The following is a 25,467-nucleotide window of genomic DNA, read 5'->3' on the forward strand; positions in this document are numbered from 1 at the left end:
GCGTCTGCGACGACAATGCCGGCTTCCCACCGCATTCCACTGGAGAACACCGCGTATGGCCGTCAAGACCCTGCAGGAATTCCTGTCCGCTTCGAAAGAGAAAGACCTCTCCGGCGACGCCTTCGAGCTGGAAAGCTCGCACATGCTCGAAGCGCGCGTCGATGGCCTGGTCCTGGCCAAGGCCGGCTCGATGATCGCGCGCAAGGGCAACATCAAATTCACCCGTCAGGGCCTGCTCGATCAGGGGCTCGGCGGTCTGCTCAAGAAGACGCTCACCGGCGAGGGCATGTCGCTGATGAAGATCGAAGGCCAGGGCCGCGTCTATCTGGCCGACATCGGCAAGAAGATCACCCTGCTGCGCCTCAACGGCGAGTCCATCTTCGTCAACGGCAACGACGTGCTGGCGATCGAATCGACGATTTCCCACGACATCACGATGATGCGCAAGGCGGCCGGGATGATGGCCGGCGGGCTGTTCAACGTGAAGCTCAGCGGCCACGGCCTGGTGGCGATCACCGCGCACTACGAGCCGCTGACGCTGCCGGTCAATGCGTCGACCGGCCCGGTGTTCACCGATCCGAACGCGACGGTCGCATGGTCGGGCGGCCTGTCGCCGGACATCGTCACCGACATCAACCTGCGCACGCTGATGGGCCGTGGTTCGGGCGAAAGCATCCAGCTGCGCTTCGCCGGCGAAGGCTGGGTGGTGGTGCAGCCGTACGAAGAAGTGGTGTTCCAGCATCAGCAATAAGGCGCTACAGCGCAGGCATTGGTCCTTATTGCAGGCCGAGGCAAAGCAGAGTCGATGACACAGATCGTCGAAGCGATGAACGCCGAAGAGACCGCTCGGGTGGAAGCCCAGCGGTCCTGGGTGCGCGATCACTACGCAGCCGAAGCGCGCTGCGGATACGACACCGTCGAAGGCAAACTCGTCCTGCTCGACGCGATCCTGGGCAACGGTTGGATCGATGCGACCGACACCCTCAAGCTCCAGTGTCTGGGCATCGCTTTCGGCGATGCGATGGCCCAACGGCTTGGTCTGCATTGGGTCACCGTCGAAGACGCGTACGGACGCGATCCGGCCTTGAAGCGCGACGACACCAGTCTGCTCGCGTTTCCCTTGACTTCGATCTCGAAGCGCATCGAACGCGGCGACACCGTCGATGTCCGCGCATTGTTCGAGTCGGCATGTTCTGCGATCGAGCAGGCCATGCGCGACGGCGCCTGAATCGTGCTGCAGCGCAAGCGCGCGCATGGCAAGATCGCCAGCGAACCCGGACCGAGAGGATCTACCGCGATGAAACGTCTTTCGATCTGGCGCTCACCGGCCGCTGCCGCGCTCGCGGCAATGCTGTGCATGGCCTCGATGACGGCGTCGGCCGCCGGCAAGCCTGCAGCGCCGATGGTCTACCCCCCGAACTGGTGGGTCGGCATGCGCGATACGCGGCTGCAGGTGATGGTGCAGGGGGCCGGCATCGGCGCGAGCGAAGCGACGCTCGTCGAGAATCCACGCGCACGCATCGTCAAGGTCACGCGCGGCGACAGCCCGAACTATCTGTTCATCGATCTGGACATCGCCGCCGCCGCCAATCCCGGCGAACTCGCCTTCCGCTTCGCGCGCAAGGACGGCGACATCACGCTGCGCTATCCGCTGCTGGCGCGCGCGCCGGGCTCCGCCGATCGACGCGGTTTCGACACGCGCGATGTCATCCTCAATCTCATGCCCGACCGTTTCGCCAACGGCGACCCGCGCAACGACCGTGTCGCCGGTTACGCCGATGCCGCCGACCGCCACGAGCCCGGCGGTCGGCACGGTGGCGACCTGCGCGGCATGACCGATCATCTCGATCACATCGCCGGCATGGGTTACACCATGGTCTGGCCGACGCCGCTGATCGAGAACGCACAGCCCGAATACTCGTATCACGGCTACGCCGCCACCGATCTCTACCGCATCGATCCGCGCTACGGCAGCAATGCCCAGTACCGCGATTTCGTGGCCGCCGCTCGCGGCAAGGGCATCGGCGTGATCCAGGACGTGGTGCCGAACCACATCGGCGATGCGCATCCGTGGGTGAAGGATCCACCGACCGCCGACTGGATCACCCTGGGCGGTCGCTTCGAGCCCACGCACCACGGCCGCACCGCCGTCGCCGATCCGTATGCCGCGCAGGTCGATCGCGACGATTTCACCCAGGGCTGGTTCGTGGCCTCGATGCCCGATCTCAACCAACGGCAGCCGCTGCTCGCCACCTATCTCACCCAGAACGCGATCTGGTGGATCGAATACGCCGGCCTGTCCGGGCTGCGCGTCGACACCTTCGGTTATTCGGACAATGCCTTTCTCGCGGAGTGGACGCAGCGCATCCGCAGCGAGTATCCGAAGTTCTCGATGGTCGGCGAGGAATGGAGCGCGAACGCCAGCGTCGTCGCCCGCTGGCAGAATGGCTGGGTCTACGGCAAACCCGGCATGCCGAACATGATGGATTTCCCGCTCAGCGAAACCCTGCGCAGCGCGCTGGCCGAACCCGAAAGCGACTACAGCGGCGGACTGCGTCGACTGTACGAAACGATGGTCAACGACCGCCTGTACACCGCGCCCACCGCGCTGGTGGCCTTCGAGGGCAACCATGACATGCCGCGTCTGTACAGCGTGCTCGGCGAGAACTTCGACAGCTACAAGACCGCGCTGGTGTATCTCGCGACCGCGCCGCGCATCCCGCAGCTGTATTACGGCACCGAAATACTGATGACCAGCCCGACCACCCGCGACGATGCCGCCGCACGCCGCGACTTCCCCGGCGGCTGGCCCGGCGATCGCATCAACGCCTTCACCGGCGAAGGCCTGACACCACGCCAGACCGAAGCGCAGACCTGGCTGCGCACATTGCTCAACTGGCGCAAGACCGCGACCGCCGTGCACCAGGGCCGCTTCCTGCACTACCTGCCGCGCGACGGCGTCTACGTCTATTTCCGCGACAATGGCGCGCAACGATTGATGATCGTGCTGAGCCGCAACGATGCAGCGGTCGAACTGCCGCTCGACCGGTTCGCCGAAGGCCTCAAGGGCGCCACCGCCGCGCGTAATGCGCTCACCGGCGCATCGGTTGAAATCGGTGCAACGCTCGCAGTTCCCGCGCACGCGGCGCTGATCCTTGAGCTGTGCACGCCCGCGCGGGCCTGCTGAGCGGCACAGCCTCCTGTGGGAGCGGTGGACGCCGCGATACCCTCGCTTCCTGTAGGAGCGACGGAATTCGCGGCACACCCTCACCGCCGCCGCATCCGTCCCGAAAGCCCAGCGAGTTTCCTTCTCCCCGTGCCCGCACGGGGAGAAGGTGGCCGAAGGCCGGATGAGGGGCGCTTTTCGTGCAGCATTGCCACAGCCCCGCCCCTCATCCGTCGCTGCGCGCCACCTTCTCCCCGCAAGCGGGGAGAAGGAAAACCATATGGCTCCCCCGCAGGCAGAGAGAAGGAAAGCCGTATGGCTCCCCCGGAGGCAGGGAGAATGAAACGCGCACCGCTCTCCCTCTCCCCGCGCACCGCGCGGGGAGAGGGTGGCCGAAGGCCGGGTGAGGGGCGCTTTTCGTGAAGCGCGGCAACAGCCCGCCCTCATCCGGCGCTTTGCGCCACCTTCTCCCCGCTGAGCGGGGAGAAGGAAAACCATATGGCCCCCCGCAGGTGGAGAGAAGGAAACGCACACCGCTCACCCTCTCCCCGCGCACCGCGCGGGGAGAGGGTGGCCGAAGGCCGGGTGAGGGGCGCTTTTCGTGAAGCGCGGCAACAGTTCGCCCCTCATCCGTCGCTGCGCGCCACCTTCTCCCCGCAGGCGGGGAGAAGGAAACCATATGGCTCGCCCGCAGGCAGGGAGCAGGAAAACCATATGGCTCTCCCGCAGGTGGAGAGAAGGAAACGCGCACCGCTCTCCCTCTCCCCGCGCACCGCGCGGGGAGAGGGTGGCCGAAGGCCGGGTGAGGGGCGCTTTTCGCGTGACTATTCAGAACCATCACCCCGAGGCACAGCCGCGTCATCGGCAGACGCTCGTGTAGGAGCGACACAAGTCGCGATCAACCTTCCCGCCGCAGCGTCATCATCAGCAGCGCTGCATCGACGATACCGCTTGCAAAAAAGCCTCCAGTGGTTTGCCATACCCGGCTATGGCACTCAAAAAATCCGAACTCTATTCTTCCCTCTGGGCCAGCTGCGACGAATTGCGTGGCGGTATGGACGCCAGTCAGTACAAGGATTACGTCCTCGTGCTGCTGTTCGTCAAATACATCAGCGACAAATACGCCGGCCAGTCCTTCGCGCCCATTACTGTTCCCAAGGGCGCAAGCTTCAAGGACATGGTCGCGCTCAAGGGCAAAAGCGACATCGGCGATCAGATCAACAAGAAGATCATCGAGCCGTTGGTCAAATCCAACAAACTATCCGAAATGCCGGACTTCAACGACCCTGCCAAGCTCGGCAGCGGCAAGGAGATGGTCGACCGTCTCACCAACCTCATCGCCATCTTCGAGAACCCGGCGCTCGATTTCTCCAAGAACCGCGCTGATGGCGACGATATCCTCGGCGATGCCTACGAATATCTGATGCGTCACTTCGCCACCGAGAGCGGCAAGAGCAAGGGCCAGTTCTACACCCCTGCCGAAGTCAGCCGGGTCATGGCGCAACTGCTCGGTATCGCTACAGCCAAGACCACCAACAACACGACCGTCTACGACCCCACCTGCGGTTCGGGCTCACTGCTGCTCAAAGTTGGCGACGCAGCCACCGCCAAGGTCACGCTGTACGGGCAGGAGAAAGATTCAGCCACCAGCGGCTTGGCGCGCATGAACATGATTCTGCACGACAAGCCTGGTGCGGAGATCCGGCAGGGCAATACGCTGGTCAATCCGCTGTTCGTCGACAACGCCGGCAAGCTCAAAACCTTCGACTACGTGGTCGCCAATCCACCCTTCAGCGACAAACGCTGGAGCACCGGTCTCGATCCCGACCACGACCCGCACGAGCGCTTCAAACACTTCGGCACGCCGCCCGCCAAGCAGGGCGACTATGCCTATCTGCTGCACATCCTGCGCTCGCTGAAGAGCACCGGCAAAGGCGCCTGCATCCTCCCGCACGGCGTGCTGTTTCGCGGCAATGCCGAAGGCGTGATCCGCAAGAATCTCATCCAGCGCGGTTACATCCAGGCCATCATCGGCTTGCCTGCGAATCTGTTCTACGGCACCGGCATTCCCGCCTGCATCGTCGTGCTCGACAAGAAAGACACGCAGGCGCGCAAGGGCATCTTCATGATCGATGCGGCCAAGGGCTTCCGCAAGGACGGCCCGAAGAACCGCCTGCGCGAACAGGACATCCATCGCATCGTCGATACCTTCACCCGGCAGCGCGATATTCCCGGCTATGCGCGCATGGTGCCGATCAAGGAAATCGCCGAGGCCAGGAACGACTACAACCTCAATCTGCCGCGCTACATCGACAGCAGCGAGCCGGAAGACCTGCAGGACATCAGTGCCCATCTGCGCGGCGGCATCCCCAACCGCGATATCGATGCCCTCGATGCCTATTGGCAGGTGATTCCCGCCGTGCGCGCCGCGTTGTTCAAGAAAGCCGACCGTGCCGGCTACAGTCAACTGCGCGTTGCGGCTGCCGACATCAAGTCCATCATCTTCGGCCACGACGAGTTCACCGCGTTCAATGCCACCGCCACCAAGCGCTTCGCCAAATGGGCGAAGACGGCAAAAACCGAGCTGCGCGAGTTCGGAAAGAAGGACCACCCCAAGGCACTGATCGAAAGCCTGTCCGAAGCGCTGCTTTCCGCCTTCGAACGCGCGCCGCTGCTGGATGCCTACGACATTTACCAGCATCTGATGGACTACTGGGAAGCGTCGATGCAGGACGATGCCTACCTCATCGCCGCCGATGGCTGGCGCATCGCTGCGCAGCCGCAGTTGATCGTTGAAGACAAGGCCAAAAAGACCAAAACAAAGCCTGATTTCGTGTCGGGAAAGAAGAAATACGTCGCTGAACTGATTCCGCCCGCGCTGGTCATCGCCCGCTATTACCCGAAACAGCAGGCCGCCATCGACGCGCTGGAAGCCGAGCTCGCCGCTATCGAACAGCAGATCGAAGAGCTGACCGAAGAGCACGGCGGCGAGGGCGGACTGTTGGAAGATGCTAAGAACGATAAGGACAAACTCACCAAAGCCTCGGTCGCCGCGCGTCTGAAGGAGATCGGCAAGTCAGACCCTGATTTCGCTGACGAACGCAAAGTGCTGCGGGCCTATCTCGCCCTCGTTGAAAATGAAAGCGATACCGATGGTGAGCTCGAGGCCGCGCAGGAGGCGCTGATCGTCAAGGTGGCTACCAAGTACGCGCAGCTCAGCGAGGATGAGATCAAGACTTTGGTAGTCGATGACAAGTGGTTAGCGATGCTGGCCGCTGCCGTACAGGGCGAGTTGGATCGTGTTTCGCAAACACTAACCGGTCGTGTACGCCAGTTGGCTGAACGCTATTCCGCGCCGCTGCCGCAGATCACTGACGAAGTTGCCACCCTCGCCGCTCGCGTGGAACAACATCTCGTGAAGATGGGCGCCTCATGGAACTGAGCTCCTGCTACAAGCAGACCGATGCTGGCATGATCCCGGAGGAGTGGGAAGCAATATCCATTTTCGACCTTTCTGATCGCAGAAAGGAATTGTTTGACGACGGCGACTGGATCGAGGCCGAGTATCTGACCAGCAGCGGCATTAGGCTCATCCAAACTGGAAACATTGGTGAGGGGCAGTTCACCGACAAAGAATCCAAGAAATACATCTCTGAAGAGTCGTTCAAGAAGCTCGGATGCAAAGCTCTCCAAGTTGGTGACCTCTTGATCTGTCGATTGGCCGAACCAGCAGGAAGGGCATGCATTCTTCCCTACATCGGCGAGGAAAGAATCATCACCGCCGTAGATGTCACGATCTTCCGTCCGCCATCATCTCTTGCAGATCGTCGATATTTGGTGAACGTATTTAGCACGCCTCGCTGGTTTCAGTTCGTCAACGAGCGGTGCGGCGGTTCAACTCGTACTAGGATCGCAAGAGGCGAGCTTGGGAAAATCAAGATTCCGCTTCCACCCATCCCCGAACAACGCGCCATCGCTGAGGCCTTGGGCGACATGGATGCGCTGCTGGGTGCGCTAGACCGGATCATCGCCAAGAAGTGCGACCTTAAACAGGCCGCAATGCAACAGCTCCTGACGGGCCAAACTCGTCTCCCCGGCTTCCACGGCGAGTGGCAGTTGAAGCGACTGGGGGATGTGGCTGACATACGAAGTGGCGGTACTCCAAGTACGGCTGAAGCACTTTTTTGGGATGGCGATGTTCCATGGTGTACGCCGACGGATATCACTGCGCTGCATGGGTATAAATATCTTGGTGAAACGAGTCGAATGATCACGCAGCTTGGCCTGAAAGCGAGTTCAGCTGAAATGATCCCGGCCCATTCAATCGTGATGACGTCGCGGGCTACGATCGGAGAATGTGCGATCAATACAGTCCCAGTCTCGACAAATCAGGGGTTCAAGAACTTTATTCCATTTCAGACGATCGACGTGGATTTCCTCTATTACCTCCTTACAACGCAGAAGCATGGATTCATCAGCTTGTGCGGCGGCAGCACCTTCCTTGAAATCGGCAAGACTCAGCTAGTTTCGTATCAAGTCCGGCTGCCTGCCTCAAAAGATGAACAAGCTGCCATCGGCAAAATTCTGAGCGACATGGACGCCGAGCTCTCCGCACTCGAACAACGCCGCAACAAGACCCGCGACCTGAAACAAGCGATGATGCAGGAACTGCTCACCGGAAGGACCCGCCTCGTATGACCGCCCACTACCGTCTGATGCTGGGCCAAGGCAGCGTGCATGCCGACGCCTGCTTTGCCGGCAACTTCATTGGCACCGATTACGACATCCATCAGGACCTCACCCCGCATTTGACCGATGAGTGGCGCGCGTTCAACAAAGCCTTCATCCCGATCTTTTTGGCTCGGCACCCGGACAAAACAAAAATCGGCGCAGGCTTGGCTTGCGGCGCGCTGTGGACGGTGTCGAAGGGCTTGCAGCGCGGCGACCGGGTCTGGTGCCCAGACGGTACCGGCCGGTATCGCGTTGGCGAAGTAAGCGGCGACTACAGCTACGTGCCGGACAAAATCCTGCCGCATCGTCGCCCGGTGACGTGGCTGAATGTCGCCATCGACCGCGCGGCCATGAGCGAGACGCTGCGCAACTCGGCAGGGTCCATCGGCACCGTCAGCAATATCAGCCGCCACCACGAGGAACTGACCCGACTGCTGGGCGGCGTCTCCGTGCCGACGCTGATCGCAACCGACGCCACGATTGAAGATCCGTCCTCATTCGCCCTTGAAGAACACCTGGAAGCTTTTCTGGTCAAGAACTGGCCGCATACCGAACTGGGCCGCGACTTTGATCTTTACGAAGAAGACGGTGAAATCGCCCAGCAGTACCAGACCGATACCGGCCCCTTGGATCTGTTGGCCATCAGCAAAGACCGTAAAGTCCTGCTGGTGATCGAGCTGAAGAAAGGCCGCGCCAGCGACGCTGTCGTCGGGCAGACGCTGCGCTACATGAGCTATGTGCAGGACGTGCTTGCCGAAGAAGGGCAGACGGTGCGGGGCGCGATCATCGCGCATGAGGATGACGCGCGCATCCGGCGTGCGCTGACGATGACGCCGAACATCGTCTTCTATCGCTATCAGGTGAGTTTCAAACTTGTAAAGGCATGACATGGACAGCATCGGCCAAACGGAACGCACCACCCAGAACCGCATACTCGCGCTGTTCCGCGACGAACTGGGCTACCGCCCGCTCGGCGATTGGACCGACCGCTCCAGCAACAGCAATATCGAAGAGGGTCTGCTCACGGCATACCTGAGCGAGGCGGGCTATGCGCCGCCGCAGATCGGCCGTGCCCTGCATCTGCTGCGCACCGAGGCGCACAACCCCAACCGCAGCCTGTATGACAACAACAAAGCGGTCTACAGCCTGTTGCGATACGGCGTGCCGGTGAAGATGGAGGCAGGCAAGGTCACCGAGTCGGTAAAGCTGATCGACTGGGCGCAGCCGCTGAACAACGATTTCGCGATCGCCGAAGAAGTCACCCTGAACAACGGTTTGGGAGGACACGAGCGGCGGCCCGATCTGGTGCTGTACATCAACGGCATTGCGATCGGCGTAATCGAGCTGAAAAACAGCCGCACGTCCATCGGCAACGGCATCCGCCAGAATCTGTCGAACCAGCTGCCGGCGTTCAATGCCTGGTTCTTCAGCACGGTGCAGTTCGTCTTCGCCGGTAACGATTCGGAAGGACTGCAATACGGCACTGTTGGAACGCAGGAAAAATATTTCCTGAAATGGAAGGAAGACGAGGCCGACAACAGCCGCTTCAAGATCGACAAGTACCTGCTGAAAATCTGCGACAAAGCCCGCCTGATCGAATTGATGCACGATTTCGTAATTTTCGACGGCGGAGTGAAGAAGCTGCCGCGCGTGCACCAGTATTTTGGACTCAAGGCCGCGCAGGCACACGTCCATGCCTATAAGGGCGGCATTCTCTGGCACACCCAGGGCAGCGGCAAGAGCATCGTGATGGTGCTGCTGGCCAAGTGGATTCTGGAGAACAAGCCGAATGCGCGGGTGCTGATCGTCACCGATCGCGACGAACTGGACAAGCAGATCGAGGGTGTCTTCAACGAATCCGGCGAACCGATCAAGCGCACCAGCAGCGGACGCGACCTCATGCAGCAGTTGGGGCAGGCCGCGCCGCGCTTGCTGTGTTCGCTGGTACACAAGTTCGGGCGCAGGGATGTGGATGATTTCGAGGCCTTCATCAAGGAGCTGACCGCGCAACCCTGCCCAACGGTGGGTGAGCTGTTCGTCTTCGTCGACGAGTGCCACCGCACCCAGAGCGGCAAGCTGCACCGCACCATGAAGGCGCTGATGCCCAACGCGGTGTTCATCGGCTTCACCGGCACCCCGCTGTTGAAGAAAGACGCGCAGACCAGCCGCGAGGTCTTTGGCGACGATATCCACACCTACAAATTCAGCGAAGGCGTCGAGGACGGCGTCGTGCTGGACCTGATCTACGAGGCGCGGGATATCGAACAGAGCCTGGGCTCGCAGGACAAGATCGATGCATGGTTCGATGCCAAGACCAAAGCGCTGAATCGCTGGCAAAAAGCCGCGCTGCGCGAACAGTGGGGCACGATGCAGAATGTACTGAGTTCGCGCTCGCGCATGGATCGCGTGGTCAGCGACATCGTATTCGACTTCGGCGTCAAGCCGAGACTCAACAACCAGCGTGGCAATGCGATTCTGGTGGCATCGAGTATTTACGAAGCGTGCAAATACTACGAACTTCTTCAGAAGACCTTATTCAAAGGCAAGTGCGCAGTTGTCACGTCTTACAACCCACAAGCGAAGGATGTGACGCTGGAGGAGACAGGCGCCAACACCCAGACCGACAAGCAGTTTCTCTACGACACGTATAAAGCGCTGTTGCAGGGCGTGGACGCGCAGCCGGGCAAGTCGAAAACCGAAGTCTACGAGGACAATGTCAAGAAGCTGTTCAAAGAGCAGCCAGCCAACATGAAGTTGCTGGTGGTGGTTGACAAGTTGCTGACCGGCTTCGACGCGCCAAGCTGTACCTATCTCTATATCGACAAAAGCATGCAGGACCATGGCCTGTTCCAGGCGATCTGCCGCGTCAATCGTCTGGACGGCGACGACAAGGGCTTCGGCTACATCGTCGACTACAAGGACCTGTTCAAGAAACTGGTCAACGAAAAGGGCACAGGCGCGCTGCAGGTGTATTCATCGGAACTGGATCGCAGTGCCGATGGCGCAGCGCCAGATGTGCTGTTGCAGGACCGGCTGGCCAAAGGCCGAGAGCGGCTGGACGGCGCATTGGAAGCCTTGGCGCTGATCTGCGAGCCCGTGAAACCGCCGAAGAGCGAGCTGGAGCAGATTCATTACTTCTGCGGCAACGTCGAATTGCCCGCCGATCTCCTCGAACATGAACCCCAGCGCGTCGCGCTTTACACCGCCACCGTTGCGCTGGTGCGCGCGTATGCCGCCATCGCCGATGATCTTGCAGAAGCGAAGTACAGCGCTGAAGACATCGGTCGGATCAAGAAGGATGTTCAAAGTTATTTGAACCTGCGCGAGATCATCCGCAAGGCCAGCGGCGAGGCCATCGACCTCAAAGCGTATGAGGCCGACATGCGGCACTTGATCGACACGTATATCGAGGCCGATGAGCCACGGCTGATCTCCGCGTTCGGCGACATGCCGTTGCTGGAGATGATCGTGAAATCCGGTATCGCGAATGCGATCGCCAGCTTGCCGGACGGGATCAAAGGCAGCAGGGATGCTGTTGCGGAGACCATCGCCAACAATGTCCGCAGCAAGATCATTCAGGAGCATTTGAACAATCCGGCCTACTACGACCGGATGTCGAAGCTGCTGGAAGAGATCATCGCGGATCTGAAAGCCCGGCGGTTGGACTACGAGGCCTATCTGAAGAAGATCGCCGAGATCGCCAGGCAGGTCCAAAGCGGCGAGGATGATGAGACGCCTCACATGCTCAAGAACAAGGCCTGGCTGCGCGCGATCTACGACAATCTGCGGATCGATGTCGCGCCAGCCGTGGAGAATGCTATCCGAGAGCCGCGCGAGTCATATGCAGTTTCCGACGATGCCCGTTTGTCGATGGCACTGGTGATCGACGAGACGGTGAGAAAAGTGCGGCCGGATGACTGGCGCGGAAATCAGGCGAAAGAAAACGAAATCAAGCGCGCTTTGCTGCCGGTTCTCTACAACGATATCGAGGAAGTCGAGCGCATTTTCGAGATCATCCGGGCTCAGAAAGAATACTGATGGCGACGCAGATCGAATTGGCTGGAATTGTTCTGGATGTCGTCAAGAAAGACATCAAGAACATCCATTTGAGTGTCTATCCTCCGACCGGAAGAGTCAGGATATCGGCGCCTATACGCATGAGCGTGGAGACCATCAGGTTGTTTGCAATTTCGAAGCTGGCCTGGATCAAGCAGCAGCAGGCAATATTGCGGGAGCAGGAGAGGGAGAGCCCGCGTGAATATCTGGACCGCGAAAGCCATTTTGTGTGGGGGCGTCGCTATTTGCTGAAAGTGGTCGAAGAGGATGCCGCGCCCGGGGTGCAGTTGCAGCACTCGAAATTGATTTTGCGAATGAGGGCAGGATCACAGGAATCGTTGCGTGCTGCAGTTTTGGCGGATTGGTATCGTCGGATACTGAAAGTCGAGGCCGCTGCGCGAATCGCAGAATGGCAACGTCGGCTCAATGTTCAGGTCGATGGATTCTACGTACAGCAGATGAAGACCCGCTGGGGTAGCTGCAATCCCGGTGCCGGAACGATTCGATTGAACACCGAGTTGGCCAAGAAGCCAAAAGAGTGCCTCGACTATATCGTCCTGCACGAGATGATCCATTTGCTCGATTCGACGCATGGCCCGGGATTCGTCGCGCTGATGGATCGCTTCATGCCCGCATGGCGGGAAACGCGGAATTTGTTGAATAGCTTGCCTGCGCGGCATGAGCAGTGGAGCTATTGAAGCCATAGAAAGTCTGTGCACATTGTGTCTGACGGAGTATGTTGCCCCCTTGCCGCTCATGCAGAACCACGGTGAAGCTCGATAAGGGTTGGTCTTCATGCTGCAACTTGCCGAATACACCCGCTTCCAACCCTGCCCTGTGATATGCACATGAGGAGGTGCAAAGCGTCGCGGCTTGCGCCACTCCCACAGAACAGCAACAACAGGCTTGTTCATCGCTGCACAGATATTTCGGACGATATTTCTGGGCGTAGCGGGCATCACGCAAAAAGCGCCCCTCATCCGGCCTTCGGCCACCTTCTCCCCGCTGAGCGGGGAGAAGGAAGGCAATTCGAGCGTGGCTGTGCGGTGCTTTGTTCCTTCTCCCCGCTGCGCGGGAAGAAGGAAAGCAATCGCGAGCGTGGTGTGTGCTGTGCTTTATCCCTTCTCCCCGCCCTGCGGGGAGAAGGGGGCGCGCAGCGCCGGATGAGGGGCAAGCAGCGCGGCAGCAATCACAGCCAGCGCATCATCCATCCGAAGCAGTACATCGTCGTTCCATAAGCGGATCACCCGATAGCCCAACTGCTGGAGACGCTGGGTGCGGGCGTTGTCGTACGTCTGCTGGTCGAGATGCTGGCTGCCGTCCAGTTCGATGATCAGATGGGCCTGCAGGCAGACGAAGTCCGGATAGAAGCGATCGATCCGATGCTGGCGACGGAATTTGCAGCCGAGCAGGCGGCGGTCGCGAAGATGTTGCCAGAGCTTGCGTTCGGCATCGGTTTGCAGGCGACGCAGATTGCGTTCGCGGATGTGGGGTTGTGGGCCGCGCATCGGGTTGCTCCTGGGTGGGCAGGGCATCGTGGCGGTGTGGAGAGTACGAGGGTATCGGTGTTGTCTGACGTTGGTGTCGGGAAAGCCCGCCCCTCATCCGGCGCTTCGCGCCACCTTCTCCCCGCCCTGCGGGGAGAAGGGGAGCCAGGGGGAGCGAGGCGCTTCATCGGCTTGCTTTTCTTCCGATGCTGCGTGGACCTTCTTAATGCTTTGGAGTGGTTCCGAACGCTATGCGTGAAGCTCTGAGTGCTGTGCGTCAGGCACCGGTTATCGCGAATATGCCGCAGGACTTTCGTTGACGGCATTGTCGGTGTCGAGCACGAGGTGCGCGCGCAACCACGTGGTGAGTTCGTCTTCGGTGAGGTTGCCTTCGGCGAGCTTCAGCATGGTGATGTATTTCTCTTCGTCCGATGCGATGAGCCGGGCGTCGTTGAGCGCGAGGAAGACGCGATAGCAGACGTGTGCCGTCCGTTTATTGCCGTCGACGAACGGATGATTGCGCGCCAGACCGAAGGCAAGACTGGCGGCCAGCGCCGCGAGATCCGGTGGTGGGTCGCCGTATGCGAACAACTGCTGTGGCCTCGCCAGTGCGGAATCGAGCAGGGCTTCGTCGCGTACGCCGGTGCCCCCGCCGTGTTCGGCGAGCTGGCGCTCGTGGATGGCAAGAGCGAGGGTTTTTTCGATCCAGACGATCATGATGGCCTCCCTCTTCTTATTGCGCGAGCTTGTGCAGGACGTGGCGGTCCTCGCGCATGACCTGTTCGGCCACTTCCATCTGCGCGGCGAGCTGCGGGTCGTAGCGGGTCAATTTGATGCCGTCGGGGGTTTCCAGCGCGTAGAGTTCGTCGCCTTTTTCCAGGCGCAGGCGGGCCAGCAGTTCTTTGGGCAGGATCACGCCGGCGGAATTGCCGATGCTGCTGATCTTCAGTTTCATGGCTTGCTCACAGAATGTAGTTATAACAAACGTAATACTACGGATGATTTCCGTAATTGCAAGCCAGCGCGCCGCGTTTCATGGCGGTCGCAATGCCGTCCGACCGGCGCCCGCCATGGGCCGAATGAAACGGGCCGAAATGAAACATCCGGTTTCAGATCGGCGACAAGTCATTGATGTGGCTGGCTTGGGTGATGTCGGTCCTGCAGGAATGGCGCGGTGCGCGATCTCGCCATCTCGGGTCTGGGCCCGTCCCCCGGTCGAGTCCGGTGCAGGCTTACAGCCACTTCACCTTTTTCAGATACCGGTACAGCGCGAAGCAGAAGACGGTGACGCCGCCGATCAGGATCCAGTAGCTGTTCGTGCCGGCGAGTTCGGGCATGTGCTCGAAGTTCATGCCGTACCAGCTGGTGACGAGGGTCGGCGCGGCGAGCAGTGCGGCCCAGCCGGCGAGCTTCTTCACCACTTCGCCCTGGTTGATGGTGACCAGCGACAGGTTGACGCTCATCGCGGCGCTGAGCATTTCGCGCAGGGTGTCGATGGCGTCGTTGAGGCGCACGACGTGATCGAGCACGTCGCGGAAGTAGAGCTTGGCTTCGTCCGTCACCTGGGTCATCTGGGTGCGGGTGAGCTGGGCGAGGATGTCCTGCAGCGGCGCCACGGCGAGTCGGAGCTGGGTGAGTTCTTTCTTCAGCTCGTAGAGTTTGACGATGGTTTCGCGGCGGAATTCGGCGGCGAAGATGTCGTGCTCCAGCACGTTGAGCTCGTCGCGGAACTCGTTGACGATCGGCTGGTAGTTGTCGACGATGAAATCGAGGATGCCGTACAGCGCGAACGCGGGTCCTTGCGCCAACAGCTCCGGCTCGCGCTCGAAGCGGGCGCGGACATGACGGTAGGACAGCGACGCGCCGTGGCGCACGGTGATCAGATAGCGGGAGCCGACGAAGGCATGGGTTTCGCCGAAACGGACATGGCCATCGAGCAGTTGCGACGTGTGCACGGCGAGGAACAGCGAGTTGCCGTAGGCCTCGATCTTCGGCCGCTGGTGCGCGTGCTGGGCGTCTTCGATCGCGAGATCGTGCAGGCCGAACTCCTCCTGCAGCTTGTCGAGCAGTGATTCCTCGGGCTCGTACAGGCCGACCCAGACGAAGCTGCCGTCGTCGATGGCGAGGGCGTCGCTGATCTGGTCGAGACCGATATCGACGCGCGCGCCGTTGCGGTACACGGCGCAATTGACGACGCATTGCGGCAGCGTCGGAGCGGAGGTGGGTTTGGTCATGGTGGGCATCGTGCCGGGAAGGTTCGGTTCCGGCAAGGTGGCCCGCTGCAGAAGCACGGCGTAGGAGGGCGGTTGCGGATGCGGCCTACGGGGTGCGCTCTGGCGAAGAGGGGTGCAACCAGGCGATGCCGAACGCGGCGTGGATCGGCATCAGCAGCGCGATCCAGTGTGCGTTGGCCTGCGGAACGGCAACGACCCAGTGCAGGAACGGCGCGAGCAAGGCGAAGCTCACTGTCGCCATCAACGCCAATCGGAACAGCCGCCCGGCCGACCGCCCGCGCGCGAGTCGCCAGCCGCCGGGCAGCAGCAGCCACGACAGCGGGCTGAGCAGCATCAGATTGTGGTTGGCCCAGCCGAAGCGGTGTTCGGTGCCGAGCCAGATCGCCAGCATCAGCGTGCCGAGCAGGGCGGCGGCGAACCAGAACGGCAGCGCGAGGCTTGCGGCGATGCGCGGACGGCGCAGCTGCAGCCACGACCATACTGCGGCGATGGCAAGGCCGGCGAGCAGCCAGCGCCACAAGGCGCGCTGGAATTCCGGTGGCTCGGGCGCGATCCGGTGCGGCGCGACGGTTTCTTCGCTGAACACCAGTGGACGGCCGTCGGGGCGTTTCGCTTCGCGCAGGCTGGCGGCCAGCCGCATCGGCACGTACGCCTCTTCCCAGCGCGACATCGGCTGGTCGGACAATGGGCCGAGGCCGATATCGAAGCCCAGCCACATCCAAGGCGCGGGCGATGCGAGTCGCACCGCTTCGCTGCGGAAGGTGTTGCCCTGCGAACGCGCGGTGAGCTGCGGTTTCAGCGTGCCGCCGAGCGCGCGGTCGATCGCGTCGCGCACGCGCGTGGCGCAGTTGTCGATGAAATAGTCGTAGCGGTAACGCGCGTTCTCGGGCCTGGCGTTCTCGGCCAGCGCGGCGGCCATCGCTTCGGCCTGCGCGTCGTCGAGATCGAGCCACTGGATCGATACACCGCGACCGCTGTCGAGGTAGTACTGCAGATCGTCGCGCCAGCGCAGCCGGGCGAGGTAATAGCGCATGTCGCCCTTGACGAAGCGGCCGGTGAACCCGGCTTCGCCCATGTCGAAGAAGCCGAAGTTGTACGACAGCGGTTCGCTCCGCGAAATGCCGCCGTCGTCGGAATCCTCGACGACGATCGCGTTGTGGCCGAAGCGCTCGAAGAAGATCTCGCCCGGCTGCATGGTGGCGATGCCGATCCGCGGCGCGGCCTGCGCGACCGACACGCAGCAGAGCAACGCCAGCCACAGCAGCGCGGCGAAGCGCGCGCGCAGGCGATCAAGCCGCATGCACGCTCACATGCAGGGTATGCAGGCGTCGTGCGTCCGCGCGCGCGACCCGGAAACCGAAGCGGCCGAGCGTGAGCTCTTCGCCGGCCTCGGGCAGATGACCGATGGCGGCGGTGATCAGCCCGCCGATGGTGTCGTATTCGTCGTCGTCGAAATCGGCGCCGAAACGCGCGTTGAAATCCGAAATGGGGGTCAGCGCGTCGACCAGGTACTGGCCGTCGGCCTGGGCGGCGATCAGCGCGTTCGGGTCTTCGGCATCGTCGTGTTCGTCGTCGATCTCGCCGACGATCTGCTCCAGCACGTCCTCGATGGTGACCAGACCGGCGACACCGCCGTATTCGTCGATCACGATCGCCATGTGGTTGCGCGACTGGCGGAACTCGCGCAGCAGGATGTCGAGGCGCTTGGATTCGGGTACCAGCACCGCCGGACGCAGCAGTTCGCGCACCGTGCTGGGGCCGTTGTCGGTGACCACGCCACGCAGCAGGTCTTTCGCAAGCAGGATGCCGAGGATTTCGTCGCGGTCCTCGCCGTGCACCGGGAAACGCGAATGGCCGGACTCGACCACGTCCTTCATCAGCGCGAGGAATTTGCCGTCGACCGGCAGCACCACCATCTGCGCGCGCGGGATCATGATGTCGCCGACGCTCATGTCGGAAATGCCGACCGCGCCTTCCATGATCCGCAGGGTGTCGGCATCGATCACGCCGTCGGCCTGCACGTCGCGCAGCAGCTCGACCAGGTCTTCCTGATTGTCCGGTTCGCCGGAGATCGCCGCGCTCAGGCGCGACAGCCACGAGCGGCGCTTGTCGACCTTCTTCTCGGCAGGCACCTTGTCGGCGGCTTTAGCACCTTCCGGCGCGGGGGTCGTACTGTCGTCCTCTGGCATTGCAGTCTTGGCGTCGCCCGGTGGGCGGAGGCATCAGTTTAGCGTGTCCGGGCGGGTGGGGGCTCGGGCATGGGCCGAAAAGCGCTCAGTCCTGGACCCGGTAGGGGTCCGCGATGTCCAGTTCGGCCAGGATCTCCCGCTCCAGCTGCTCCATGCACTCGGCCTCGCGTTCGTCCTGATGGTCCATGCCGAGCAGGTGCAGGACGCCGTGCACGGTGAGATGGGCGTAGTGGTGGGCGACAGGCTTGCCCTGTTCCCCGGCTTCGCGGGCGACCACCGGCGCGCACAGCACGATGTCGCCCATCAGCGGCAGGATCACGCCCTTGGGCAGTTTCACGCCCTCGGCCATGTCGGCCGGGAAGCTCAGCACATTGGTGGCGTAGTCCTTGCCGCGATAGTGGCGGTTGAGCGCGCGGCCCTCGTCCTCGCCCACCACCCGGATCGCCAGATCGGCTTCGCGGATGCGCCCCTGCAGCGCGGTGGCGACCCAGCGCCGGAAACTCGTCGCTGCGGGCACGCCGGTGCGTGGCGTGGCGTAACCCACGGCGACATCGAGACGGACGGGGCCTTGGGTCATTGCGGTTTCTCCGCGGCTGCGGTTTGCTCGGCGCTCTGCTTCTCGTATGCGCGCACGATCTTCGCCACCAGCGGATGGCGCACCACGTCGCGGGCTTCGAAGAACGTGAAACTCACGCCTTCCACATCGTGGAGCACATCGATGGCATCGCGCAGCCCGGATTTGATGTGCTTGGGCAGATCGATCTGGGTGAGGTCGCCGGTCACCACCGCCGTGCTGCCGAAGCCCAGCCGGGTGAGGAACATCTTCATCTGTTCGATGGTGGTGTTCTGCGCTTCGTCGAGGATCACGAAGGCGTCGTTGAGCGTGCGTCCGCGCATGTAGGCCAGCGGCGCGATCTCGATGACGTTCTTTTCCAGCAGCTTCGCGACCTTGTCGACGCCCAGCATTTCGTACAGCGCGTCGTACAGCGGGCGCAGGTACGGGTCGACCTTCTGCGACAGGTCGCCCGGCAGGAAGCCGAGTTTTTCGCCGGCTTCCACCGCCGGGCGCACCAGGATGATGCGCTGGATGCGCGCGGTGTTCAGCGCTTCGACCGCCATCGCCACGGCGAGGAAGGTCTTGCCGGTGCCGGCCGGGCCGACGCCGAAATTGATGTCGTGGGTGGCGATGAGGTGCAGGTATTTCTGTTGGTTCGCACCGCGTCCGCGCACGGTGCCGCGCTTGACCTTCACCGCGACGTCCTGCGGCTGGTAGGCGGGGGGATTGGCGGCGCGGCTGTCGTCGTTGCCGAGTCGCAGATGGATCGCCTGCGCGTCGAACGTGATGTCGGCGGATTCGTCGTACAGCGCCCGCAGCAGTTTTTCCGCATGCGCGACCACTGCATCGTCGTTGCCATCGACGCGGAACAGGTTGCCGCGGTTGGCGATCTGCACGCCCAGCCGCAGTTCGACCTGGCGCAGGTGGGCGTCGAAAGGCCCGGTCAGATTGGCCAGCCGTTCCGGATCGGCGGGGTCGAGCGCGAATTCGCGGCTGTGGGGGCTTCGTGCGTTGTTTTGCATCATCGAAGCGTAGCGTGCACGGCCGGACATGACCATTCCGACCAGCGGCAGGGTGTCTGCGTAGACATTAATTAATCGATCAATTAAATTAACGACATGTCCCGTACAGCCCCCGGCAGCGCCCGTTGGCCCGCCGAAAAGAACGCGCAATGCCGCAGTCGCCCGGCGTCGCCCGCCCGGACGCCCGTCGGGTGATGGGCGCGACCTGCGCCAGACGCTGCTCGACGCCGCCGTCGCCTGCTTTGCGCGGCAGGGGATCGCCGGCAGTTCGCTGCGTGCGATCGCGACCGAAGCCGGCGCCACGCCGGCGCTGCTGCATTACTACTTCGGCGGCAAGGATGCGCCGATGGACGCGCTCATCGCGGCGGTCATCGAGGAAAAACTGATGCCGGTGATGCAAAGCCTGCGCGATCCGCTGCTGCAGGCCGACGATGATCCGAAAACATTGATCCGGGGTTTCGTGCGCAGCGTGATCGCGACCGCATGGGCGCATCCGTGGCTGCCGCAGCTGTGGGTGCGCGAAGTGCTGCACGAAGGCGGCGGCCTGCGCCGGCTGATGTTCGATCGCATCGGTCCGCTGCTGCCGCAGCTGCTGGCCGAACGCTTTTCGCGACTGCAGGCCGAGGGGCGTTTGAACCCACGGCTCGATCCGCGCTTGCTGGTGCCGTCGCTGATCGGGCAGACCATGTTCATGGCGGCCAGCGCGCCGATCTGGCGCGGTGTTTTCGATGCCGGCGATGTGGGCGCGGACGCGCTCTGCGACCACGTGCTGGCCCTGCTCGAATCCGGTCTGGAGTTGCGCGATGTCTAGATACTGTCTGCCCGCCATGTTGCTGGCATGTTCGCTCGTCGGCTGTACCGCGGAAGCGCCGCAGGCGCTGGGCACGCTCGAATACGACCGCATCAGCCTGCCCGCGCCATCCGTGGAGCGCATCGTTTCGATCGAAGTGCGCGAGGGCGACCGGGTGAAGGCCGGCGCTGTCGTGATGACGCTCGAACGCACCCGCATCGCCGCGCAGACCGATGTCGTGCAGGCGCAGGCGCAGCAGCAGCGCGATGCCTTGGCCGAAGTCGAAGCCGGGACGCGCAGCGAACAGGTCGCGCAGGCGCGCGCCCGACTCGCCGCCGCACAGGCGCAGGCCCGCGACGCACGCGCCTATTTCGCGCGCGTGCAGCCGTTGGGCCAGCGCAGATTGATCGCGGCGGTCGAAGTCGACCGTGCCCGCGCCGCCGCCGACAGCGCCGATGCCAACGTGCGCAACGCACAGGCGTCGCTTGAAGAACTGGAAAACGGCGCGCGACGCGAGCGCATCGCGCAGGCGCAGTCGGCAGTCCGTGCGGCCGACGCACAGGTCGCGGCGCAGGCGGTGACGCTCGACAAACTGAAGATCGTCGCGCCGCGCGACGGACGCATCGACAGTCTGCCGTACAAGCTCGGCGACCAGGCGCCGCTGGGTGCGCCACTGGCGATCATGCTGGTCGGCGATGCGCCGTACGCCCGCGTCTACGTGCCCGAACCGATGCGGGCGAGCGTGAAGATCGGCGACCGCGCGACGGTGCATATCGACGGCAAGGCAGGGATGTCCGGGCACGTGCGCGCGATCCGCAGCGAACCGAGCTTCACGCCGTACTACGCGCTGAGCGGCAAGGATGCGGCACGGTTGAGCTATCTCGCCGAAATCGTCCTGGAGGGCGGCGACGATCTGCCTCCGGGCCTGCCGGTGCGGGTCGAATTCGTGGCGGAAAAATAGCGCGATGGACGCAGGACTCGCCATCCGTGCCCGTGGCCTCAGCAAGCGCTTCGGCGCATTGCTCGCGGTCGATCGCGTGGATCTCAGCGTGCCGCGCGCCAATGTCTACGGTTTTCTCGGGCCGAACGGATCCGGGAAATCAACCACCATCCGCATGCTGTGCGGTCTGCTCACGCCGAGCGAGGGCGACATCGATGTGCTCGGTTACAGCATTCCGCAGGAGTCCGAAGCGCTGCGCCGGCACATCGGCTACATGACCCAGAAATTCGCGCTGTACGAAGACCTGACCGTGCGCGAGAACCTGGAATTCATGGCCGCAGTGCAGGGCTTGTCGCGCGCGCAGCGCAAAGCGCGCATCGACGAACTGGTCGACGCCTACAATTTCACCGACCGTCAGAAGCAACTCGCCGGCACGATGAGCGGCGGGCAGAAGCAGCGCCTCGGATTGGCCTGCGCCATCGTCCACAAACCCGAGCTGCTGTTCCTCGACGAGCCGACCAGCGCGGTCGATCCCGAATCGCGCCGCGATTTCTGGGAAAAACTCTTCGACCTCGCCGACGCCGGCACCACGATCCTGGTGTCCACGCACTACATGGACGAGGCCGAGCGCTGCCATCGCATCGCGATTCTCGAAACCGGCCGTCTGGTCGCCGATGGCACGCCGGCCGAGCTCACGCGCGCACTGGTCGGGCGCACGATGGGCGTGCGTGCGCGCGAGCCGCGCAAGGTGCAGGCCGCGCTGCACGCGGCGCCGGGCGTGCTCAGCGTCGCCCAGATCGGCAACGAATTGCGGGTGCTGGTCGAGCCCGGCGGCGATGCCGCGCAGTTGCAGGCGCGGCTGCGTGCGTCGGCGATCGACGCCGAAGTCGCGGCCATCGAACCGAATCTCGAGGACGTGTTCGTTTCGGCGACGCATCGCGCCGTAACAACGGATCGGCATGCGGAGAGGGCGGCATGACATTCGCGCGGATCATCGCGGTGATGATGAAAGAACTCCGCCAGATGCGCCGCGACCGCTTGACCGCGGCGATGATGATCGGCATTCCGACCATCCAGCTGATGCTGTTCGGATTCGCGATCAACCCCGACGTGCGCAATCTGCCTGCCGCGATCGCCGACATGGCCGACAGCGCCGGCTCGCGCGCGCTGGTGCAGGACATGCTCGCGACCGGCATCGTCCGCCAGACCGCGTCCGCGCGCACACCGCAGGAACTGCAGGTGTTGCTCAATCGCGGAAGGATCAAGATCGGCATCGTGATTCCGCCGGATTACGAGCGCCGCAAACTCGACGGGCGCGAAGCGGTGCAGGTGATCGTGGACGGCAGCGACACCACGGTGCAGGCCACGGCGCGACAGCTCGCGGCGATGCCGCTCGATGGCGGCAGCGGCACGTCGTCGAAAAGCGGCGCGACGCCGATCAGCGTGCTGTCGCTGTACAACCCCGAGCGCCGCGCGGCGGTGAACGTGGTGCCGGGCTTGATCGGCGTGATCCTCACCATGACCATGGTGATGTTCACCGCGATGGCGATCGTGCGCGAACGCGAGCGCGGCAATCTTGAACTGCTGATCACCACGCCGGTGTCCAGCGCCGAACTGATGATCGGCAAGGTGGTGCCCTACATCGGCGTGGGCCTGATCCAGACCACGGTGGTCCTGTCGCTGGGCATGACCGTCTTCGACGTGCCGGTGCGCGGGCATCTGGTCGATGTCTACGGCGCGGCGATGCTGCTGATCGTGGCGAATCTCACCCTGGGGCTGCTGGTATCGACCAAGGCCCAGACCCAGTTCCAGTCGATGCAGATGGCGTTCTTCCTGTTCCTGCCGTCGATTCTCCTGTCGGGTTTCATGTTCCCCTTCGACGGCATGCCGGTGGCGGCGCAGTGGATCGCTGAAGTATTGCCGCTCACCCATTTCGTGCGCCTCATCCGCGGCGTGATGCTGCGCGGCGCGAACCTGTTCGAGCTGTGGCCGGATGTGCTGGCGCTGCTGGCTTTCACCGCCATCATGATGACGCTGGCGATTTCGCGGTTCCGCAAGCGCTTGGATTGACTCGGGATGCCGCTTCTGTGGGAGCGGCGGGAGCCGCGATCCAGGTCGGCGATCCCTGGTCGGCGATGGCGGCGCGCATGCCGCCACGCATTGCGCTACGCTGCCACCGCCGCAGGCAGGTGAAGGCACGACCTTTCCGGTGCCGCATCCAAGGGGAAATCGCGATGACGATGACATTCGCCCGCATACGCATTCTGCTGGTCGCCTTGGCGCTCGCCGCATCGGCGGCTGTCGCGCTGGCGCAATCCCAAGCCTCGCAAGGTGCCGCTGCTGCAGACACCAGTCCGAGAACGCCGCCGGAGCGCATCGATCGCCCTGCGCCGGGTGTCGCAACGGCCGAGGCGTCGGGACTGCCCGGGGCAGGCCCCCGCAAACCGACATATCCGGTGGTGAAAGACGCGCGCCTCGTCGCCAGCCCCAAGGTGCGTTACCTCGGCCCGCCGGGTACCACCAGTCCCTTCGACAGCACCAACATGACCGAGAACCAGTGCCGCGACATGGAACGCTGCCAGGTCGTGCAGGGGCAGGGCCCGTCGTATGCGACATGGTGCCGCTGCGGCAAGGGCAAGTTGACGACATTCACTTATATCCACGATTGAGTACATCCACGATCGAGTGGTCAGACCCGGCATCGCGTTCGCCAAGTGCCATCGCACTGACATCTGCCGCTGCTACAAAGCAGCGGATGGATATCAACAGGATGATGACGATGCGCAGGTTCACGATGTCGATGTTTTGCGGGCTGGTGTGCGCGGTATCAGGCGCGGCTTCGCAGGCGTATGCGGCGACGCCGCGCGCGAGTTGGGTGGTTGCCGAAGTGTATGGCTACAACCATCCGTACGCCGCGACCGCCAGCAATGAGCTGGACGTCAAGATGGCGACGATGTCGCTGAGTGCGTACAACTTCTACCGTGGCACCGATCACATCTTCTTCCGCGACATGCTCACCCGGCCGGCTTCCGCCTACGCCACCAGTCAGACCGGCTACGCCTGGATCGGTGGCGACGCCCATCTGGGCAACTTCGATGCCTCCCGCGACAGCGGTGGCAAGTCGGTGTTCAAGGTCTCGGACTTCGACGAAGGCTATCTCGGCCAGTACGTGTGGGATGTGCGCCGGCTCGCGGCCAGCATGGTCTTGGCGGGCCGCGAAAACGGTCTGGCCGACAGCGATATCCGAGCTGCGATCGATACGATGACCGGCGCCTACGCCGACAAGATGAGCGACTTCAAAGGCAGCAGCGCCGAGCTGGCTTTTCAACTCACGCCCGGCAACACCACCGGTGCGGTGGACGACACCATCGTCAAAGCCGACGGCAAGACCCGTTCAAGCCTGTTGTCGAAATACACGCAACTCAGCGGTAGCGCCCGCGTGTTCCAGAATCTTTCCAATCTGGCGCCGGTCCCGGCGGCCACATACAGCGATATTTCCGGCGCGATGGCTGCATATGTGAATTCCATCGCAGCCTCCAAGCGCTACGCCGCCGCCTACTACGGGGTCAAGGACATCCACCAGAAACTCGGCTCCGGTGTCGGCAGCCTCGGCAAACTGCGCTACTACATCCTGATCCAAGGACCATCTTCGGCGACGACCGATGATGTGATCCTCGAAATGAAGCAAGAAGCGACCAGCGTGGTTGCGACGGTGAACAACGGCCAGTTGCCGACTTGGGCCTACGGTTATCACGAAGGCGGGCGGGTGTCGAAGAGCGCCAAGGCGCAGCTCATCAACGTCGATGTGTTGACCGGTTACACCACGGTGGCAGGCAAACCGTATTACCTGCACGAAAAATCCCCATATCAGGAAGATTTCGACTACACCTTGCTCAGCACCGCAGGCAAGCTGAATACAGCCGCCGCCTACCTTGGCCAAGCCTTGGCTTCGGCACACGCGGTATCGGACCAGGATTACGACGCCACTATCGTGACCTACAGCATCGACAAACAGGTGGCCGACGCGATCACCAGCAAGAGTGGGCTGAAGACCGAGATCGCGAACTTCGCTTTCGATTATGCGGCACAAGTGCAGTTGGATTGGCAGGCCTTTGTCGCGGCTTACAACAACGGCACGCAGTTGTATTGATTTTCACGGGACCCGCTGCCGGGTACGCATGACGGTCGTGGAAGGTCGTGGAAAGTCACTGGGCGAACCCAATCGCGCAGTCCGGATGTCGCCACGCGGCATGCGGGCCATGAGCTGAACCGGCAGCAGTCGATCGATTGAGTGTC

23 protein-coding genes are annotated in these 25,467 nt (G+C 62.7%); 14 read left to right on the forward strand and 9 right to left on the reverse strand.

Annotated elements, in window-relative coordinates; translation table 11 throughout:
• Positions 1–55 precede the first annotated feature (55 nt).
• The 8 genes from HOP03_13565 (at position 56) to HOP03_13600 (ending at position 12,651) form a co-directional block, all read left to right on the forward strand.
• Entirely contained in the window at positions 56–751 is a 696-nt protein-coding gene (locus HOP03_13565) for an AIM24 family protein (protein ID NOT89191.1), read from the forward strand.
• 54 nt (positions 752–805) lie between these two features.
• Positions 806–1,228 carry a DUF3806 domain-containing protein gene (locus HOP03_13570; protein NOT89192.1) on the forward strand — a complete coding sequence of 141 codons (423 nt, stop codon included), beginning with the start codon at positions 806–808 and terminating at the stop codon, positions 1,226–1,228.
• Between the two features lie 69 nt (positions 1,229–1,297).
• On the forward strand, positions 1,298–3,187 hold the full coding sequence (locus HOP03_13575) for a glycoside hydrolase family 13 protein (GenBank protein ID NOT89193.1): 1,890 nt from the start codon (positions 1,298–1,300) through the stop codon (positions 3,185–3,187).
• A 967-nt stretch (positions 3,188–4,154) separates the two neighbouring features.
• Positions 4,155–6,608, forward strand: coding sequence for a type I restriction-modification system subunit M (locus tag HOP03_13580; GenBank protein ID NOT89194.1), 2,454 nt, complete (start codon positions 4,155–4,157; stop codon positions 6,606–6,608).
• Entirely contained in the window at positions 6,599–7,864 is a 1,266-nt protein-coding gene (locus HOP03_13585; protein NOT89195.1) for a hypothetical protein, read from the forward strand. Before HOP03_13580 ends, HOP03_13585 begins: the two co-directional genes overlap by 10 nt.
• The gene (locus HOP03_13590; protein ID NOT89196.1) at positions 7,861–8,784 is read left to right on the forward strand and encodes a DUF1016 family protein; all 924 of its coding nucleotides are present in this window, start codon (positions 7,861–7,863) and stop codon (positions 8,782–8,784) included. The genes HOP03_13585 and HOP03_13590 overlap by 4 nt, the downstream gene beginning before the upstream one ends.
• Before the next feature lies 1 nt (position 8,785).
• Positions 8,786–11,935 (forward strand): HsdR family type I site-specific deoxyribonuclease, encoded by a 3,150-nt coding sequence (locus tag HOP03_13595; GenBank protein ID NOT89197.1) that lies wholly within the window; start codon positions 8,786–8,788, stop codon positions 11,933–11,935.
• Positions 11,935–12,651, forward strand: a complete 717-nt coding sequence (locus tag HOP03_13600) for a M48 family metallopeptidase (protein NOT89198.1) — start codon at positions 11,935–11,937, stop codon at positions 12,649–12,651. Before HOP03_13595 ends, HOP03_13600 begins: the two co-directional genes overlap by 1 nt.
• Before the next feature lie 417 nt (positions 12,652–13,068).
• Here the strand turns inward: HOP03_13600 and HOP03_13605 are convergent, their stop codons facing one another.
• The 8 genes from HOP03_13605 to HOP03_13640 all read right to left on the reverse strand — a co-directional run bounded on the left by HOP03_13605 (position 13,069) and on the right by HOP03_13640 (position 19,441).
• Entirely contained in the window at positions 13,069–13,461 is a 393-nt protein-coding gene (locus tag HOP03_13605) for an endonuclease domain-containing protein (GenBank protein ID NOT89199.1), read from the reverse strand.
• Positions 13,462–13,728: 267 nt separating this feature from the next.
• Positions 13,729–14,157 carry a type II toxin-antitoxin system death-on-curing family toxin gene (locus HOP03_13610; GenBank protein ID NOT89200.1) on the reverse strand — a complete coding sequence of 143 codons (429 nt, stop codon included), beginning with the start codon at positions 14,155–14,157 and terminating at the stop codon, positions 13,729–13,731.
• Positions 14,158–14,173: 16 nt separating this feature from the next.
• Positions 14,174–14,395, reverse strand: a complete 222-nt coding sequence (locus tag HOP03_13615) for an AbrB/MazE/SpoVT family DNA-binding domain-containing protein (GenBank protein NOT89201.1) — start codon at positions 14,393–14,395, stop codon at positions 14,174–14,176.
• 277 nt (positions 14,396–14,672) lie between these two features.
• The gene (locus HOP03_13620) at positions 14,673–15,674 is read right to left on the reverse strand and encodes a magnesium and cobalt transport protein CorA (GenBank protein NOT89202.1); all 1,002 of its coding nucleotides are present in this window, start codon (positions 15,672–15,674) and stop codon (positions 14,673–14,675) included.
• 85 nt (positions 15,675–15,759) lie between these two features.
• Positions 15,760–16,974: a DUF4105 domain-containing protein gene (locus HOP03_13625; GenBank protein NOT89203.1), complete on the reverse strand. Its 1,215-nt coding sequence runs from the start codon at positions 16,972–16,974 to the stop codon at positions 15,760–15,762.
• Complete coding sequence (locus HOP03_13630; GenBank protein ID NOT89204.1) at positions 16,964–17,863, reverse strand: CBS domain-containing protein; 900 nt, start codon at positions 17,861–17,863, stop codon at positions 16,964–16,966. The genes HOP03_13625 and HOP03_13630 overlap by 11 nt, the downstream gene beginning before the upstream one ends.
• Before the next feature lie 85 nt (positions 17,864–17,948).
• Positions 17,949–18,440: an rRNA maturation RNase YbeY gene (ybeY, locus tag HOP03_13635; GenBank protein ID NOT89205.1), complete on the reverse strand. Its 492-nt coding sequence runs from the start codon at positions 18,438–18,440 to the stop codon at positions 17,949–17,951.
• Positions 18,437–19,441, reverse strand: coding sequence for a PhoH family protein (locus HOP03_13640; GenBank protein NOT89206.1), 1,005 nt, complete (start codon positions 19,439–19,441; stop codon positions 18,437–18,439). The genes ybeY and HOP03_13640 overlap by 4 nt, the downstream gene beginning before the upstream one ends.
• Positions 19,442–19,523: 82 nt before the next feature.
• On the opposite strand from HOP03_13640, the gene HOP03_13645 reads away from it, so the two are divergent.
• The 5 genes from HOP03_13645 to HOP03_13665 all read left to right on the forward strand — a co-directional run bounded on the left by HOP03_13645 (position 19,524) and on the right by HOP03_13665 (position 23,840).
• Positions 19,524–20,252 carry a TetR/AcrR family transcriptional regulator gene (locus HOP03_13645; protein NOT89207.1) on the forward strand — a complete coding sequence of 243 codons (729 nt, stop codon included), beginning with the start codon at positions 19,524–19,526 and terminating at the stop codon, positions 20,250–20,252.
• Positions 20,245–21,192, forward strand: a complete 948-nt coding sequence (locus HOP03_13650) for an HlyD family efflux transporter periplasmic adaptor subunit (GenBank protein ID NOT89208.1) — start codon at positions 20,245–20,247, stop codon at positions 21,190–21,192. The genes HOP03_13645 and HOP03_13650 overlap by 8 nt, the downstream gene beginning before the upstream one ends.
• A 22-nt stretch (positions 21,193–21,214) precedes the next feature.
• Positions 21,215–22,150 (forward strand): ABC transporter ATP-binding protein, encoded by a 936-nt coding sequence (locus tag HOP03_13655; GenBank protein NOT89209.1) that lies wholly within the window; start codon positions 21,215–21,217, stop codon positions 22,148–22,150.
• Complete coding sequence (locus HOP03_13660) at positions 22,147–23,241, forward strand: ABC transporter permease (GenBank protein ID NOT89210.1); 1,095 nt, start codon at positions 22,147–22,149, stop codon at positions 23,239–23,241. The genes HOP03_13655 and HOP03_13660 overlap by 4 nt, the downstream gene beginning before the upstream one ends.
• 164 nt (positions 23,242–23,405) lie before the next feature.
• Complete coding sequence (locus HOP03_13665; protein NOT89211.1) at positions 23,406–23,840, forward strand: hypothetical protein; 435 nt, start codon at positions 23,406–23,408, stop codon at positions 23,838–23,840.
• On the opposite strand, the gene HOP03_13670 is transcribed toward HOP03_13665, so the two are convergent.
• Positions 23,821–23,964 (reverse strand): hypothetical protein, encoded by a 144-nt coding sequence (locus HOP03_13670; protein ID NOT89212.1) that lies wholly within the window; start codon positions 23,962–23,964, stop codon positions 23,821–23,823. The genes HOP03_13665 and HOP03_13670 overlap by 20 nt on opposite strands.
• 1 nt (position 23,965) lies before the next feature.
• Here HOP03_13670 and HOP03_13675 point away from each other — a divergent pair, with 1 nt between their 5' ends.
• The gene (locus tag HOP03_13675) at positions 23,966–25,321 is read left to right on the forward strand and encodes a DUF2252 family protein (GenBank protein ID NOT89213.1); all 1,356 of its coding nucleotides are present in this window, start codon (positions 23,966–23,968) and stop codon (positions 25,319–25,321) included.
• The last annotated feature ends 146 nt before the right edge of the window (positions 25,322–25,467 follow it).

The sequence above is a fragment of the Lysobacter sp. genome (assembly GCA_013141175.1).
In the GTDB taxonomy this organism is placed as follows: Bacteria; Pseudomonadota; Gammaproteobacteria; order Xanthomonadales; family Xanthomonadaceae; genus Lysobacter_I.

Excerpts from the sequence above, each read along its gene's own strand:
- HOP03_13565 (NOT89191.1), top strand. The coding sequence starts at position 56 with ATGGCCGTCAAGACCCTGCAGGAATTCCTGTCCGCTTCGAAAGAGAAA.
- HOP03_13570 (NOT89192.1), top strand. The coding sequence starts at position 806 with ATGACACAGATCGTCGAAGCGATGAACGCCGAAGAGACCGCTCGGGTG.
- HOP03_13575 (NOT89193.1), top strand. The coding sequence starts at position 1,298 with ATGAAACGTCTTTCGATCTGGCGCTCACCGGCCGCTGCCGCGCTCGCG.
- HOP03_13580 (NOT89194.1), top strand. The coding sequence starts at position 4,155 with ATGGCACTCAAAAAATCCGAACTCTATTCTTCCCTCTGGGCCAGCTGC.
- HOP03_13585 (NOT89195.1), top strand. The coding sequence starts at position 6,599 with ATGGAACTGAGCTCCTGCTACAAGCAGACCGATGCTGGCATGATCCCG.
- HOP03_13590 (NOT89196.1), top strand. The coding sequence starts at position 7,861 with ATGACCGCCCACTACCGTCTGATGCTGGGCCAAGGCAGCGTGCATGCC.
- HOP03_13595 (NOT89197.1), top strand. The coding sequence starts at position 8,786 with ATGGACAGCATCGGCCAAACGGAACGCACCACCCAGAACCGCATACTC.
- HOP03_13600 (NOT89198.1), top strand. The coding sequence starts at position 11,935 with ATGGCGACGCAGATCGAATTGGCTGGAATTGTTCTGGATGTCGTCAAG.
- HOP03_13605 (NOT89199.1), bottom strand. The coding sequence starts at position 13,461 with ATGCGCGGCCCACAACCCCACATCCGCGAACGCAATCTGCGTCGCCTG.
- HOP03_13610 (NOT89200.1), bottom strand. The coding sequence starts at position 14,157 with ATGATCGTCTGGATCGAAAAAACCCTCGCTCTTGCCATCCACGAGCGC.
- HOP03_13615 (NOT89201.1), bottom strand. The coding sequence starts at position 14,395 with ATGAAACTGAAGATCAGCAGCATCGGCAATTCCGCCGGCGTGATCCTG.
- HOP03_13620 (NOT89202.1), bottom strand. The coding sequence starts at position 15,674 with ATGACCAAACCCACCTCCGCTCCGACGCTGCCGCAATGCGTCGTCAAT.
- HOP03_13625 (NOT89203.1), bottom strand. The coding sequence starts at position 16,974 with ATGCGGCTTGATCGCCTGCGCGCGCGCTTCGCCGCGCTGCTGTGGCTG.
- HOP03_13630 (NOT89204.1), bottom strand. The coding sequence starts at position 17,863 with ATGCCAGAGGACGACAGTACGACCCCCGCGCCGGAAGGTGCTAAAGCC.
- ybeY (NOT89205.1), bottom strand. The coding sequence starts at position 18,440 with ATGACCCAAGGCCCCGTCCGTCTCGATGTCGCCGTGGGTTACGCCACG.
- HOP03_13640 (NOT89206.1), bottom strand. The coding sequence starts at position 19,441 with ATGCAAAACAACGCACGAAGCCCCCACAGCCGCGAATTCGCGCTCGAC.
- HOP03_13650 (NOT89208.1), top strand. The coding sequence starts at position 20,245 with ATGTCTAGATACTGTCTGCCCGCCATGTTGCTGGCATGTTCGCTCGTC.
- HOP03_13660 (NOT89210.1), top strand. The coding sequence starts at position 22,147 with ATGACATTCGCGCGGATCATCGCGGTGATGATGAAAGAACTCCGCCAG.
- HOP03_13665 (NOT89211.1), top strand. The coding sequence starts at position 23,406 with ATGACGATGACATTCGCCCGCATACGCATTCTGCTGGTCGCCTTGGCG.
- HOP03_13675 (NOT89213.1), top strand. The coding sequence starts at position 23,966 with ATGTCGATGTTTTGCGGGCTGGTGTGCGCGGTATCAGGCGCGGCTTCG.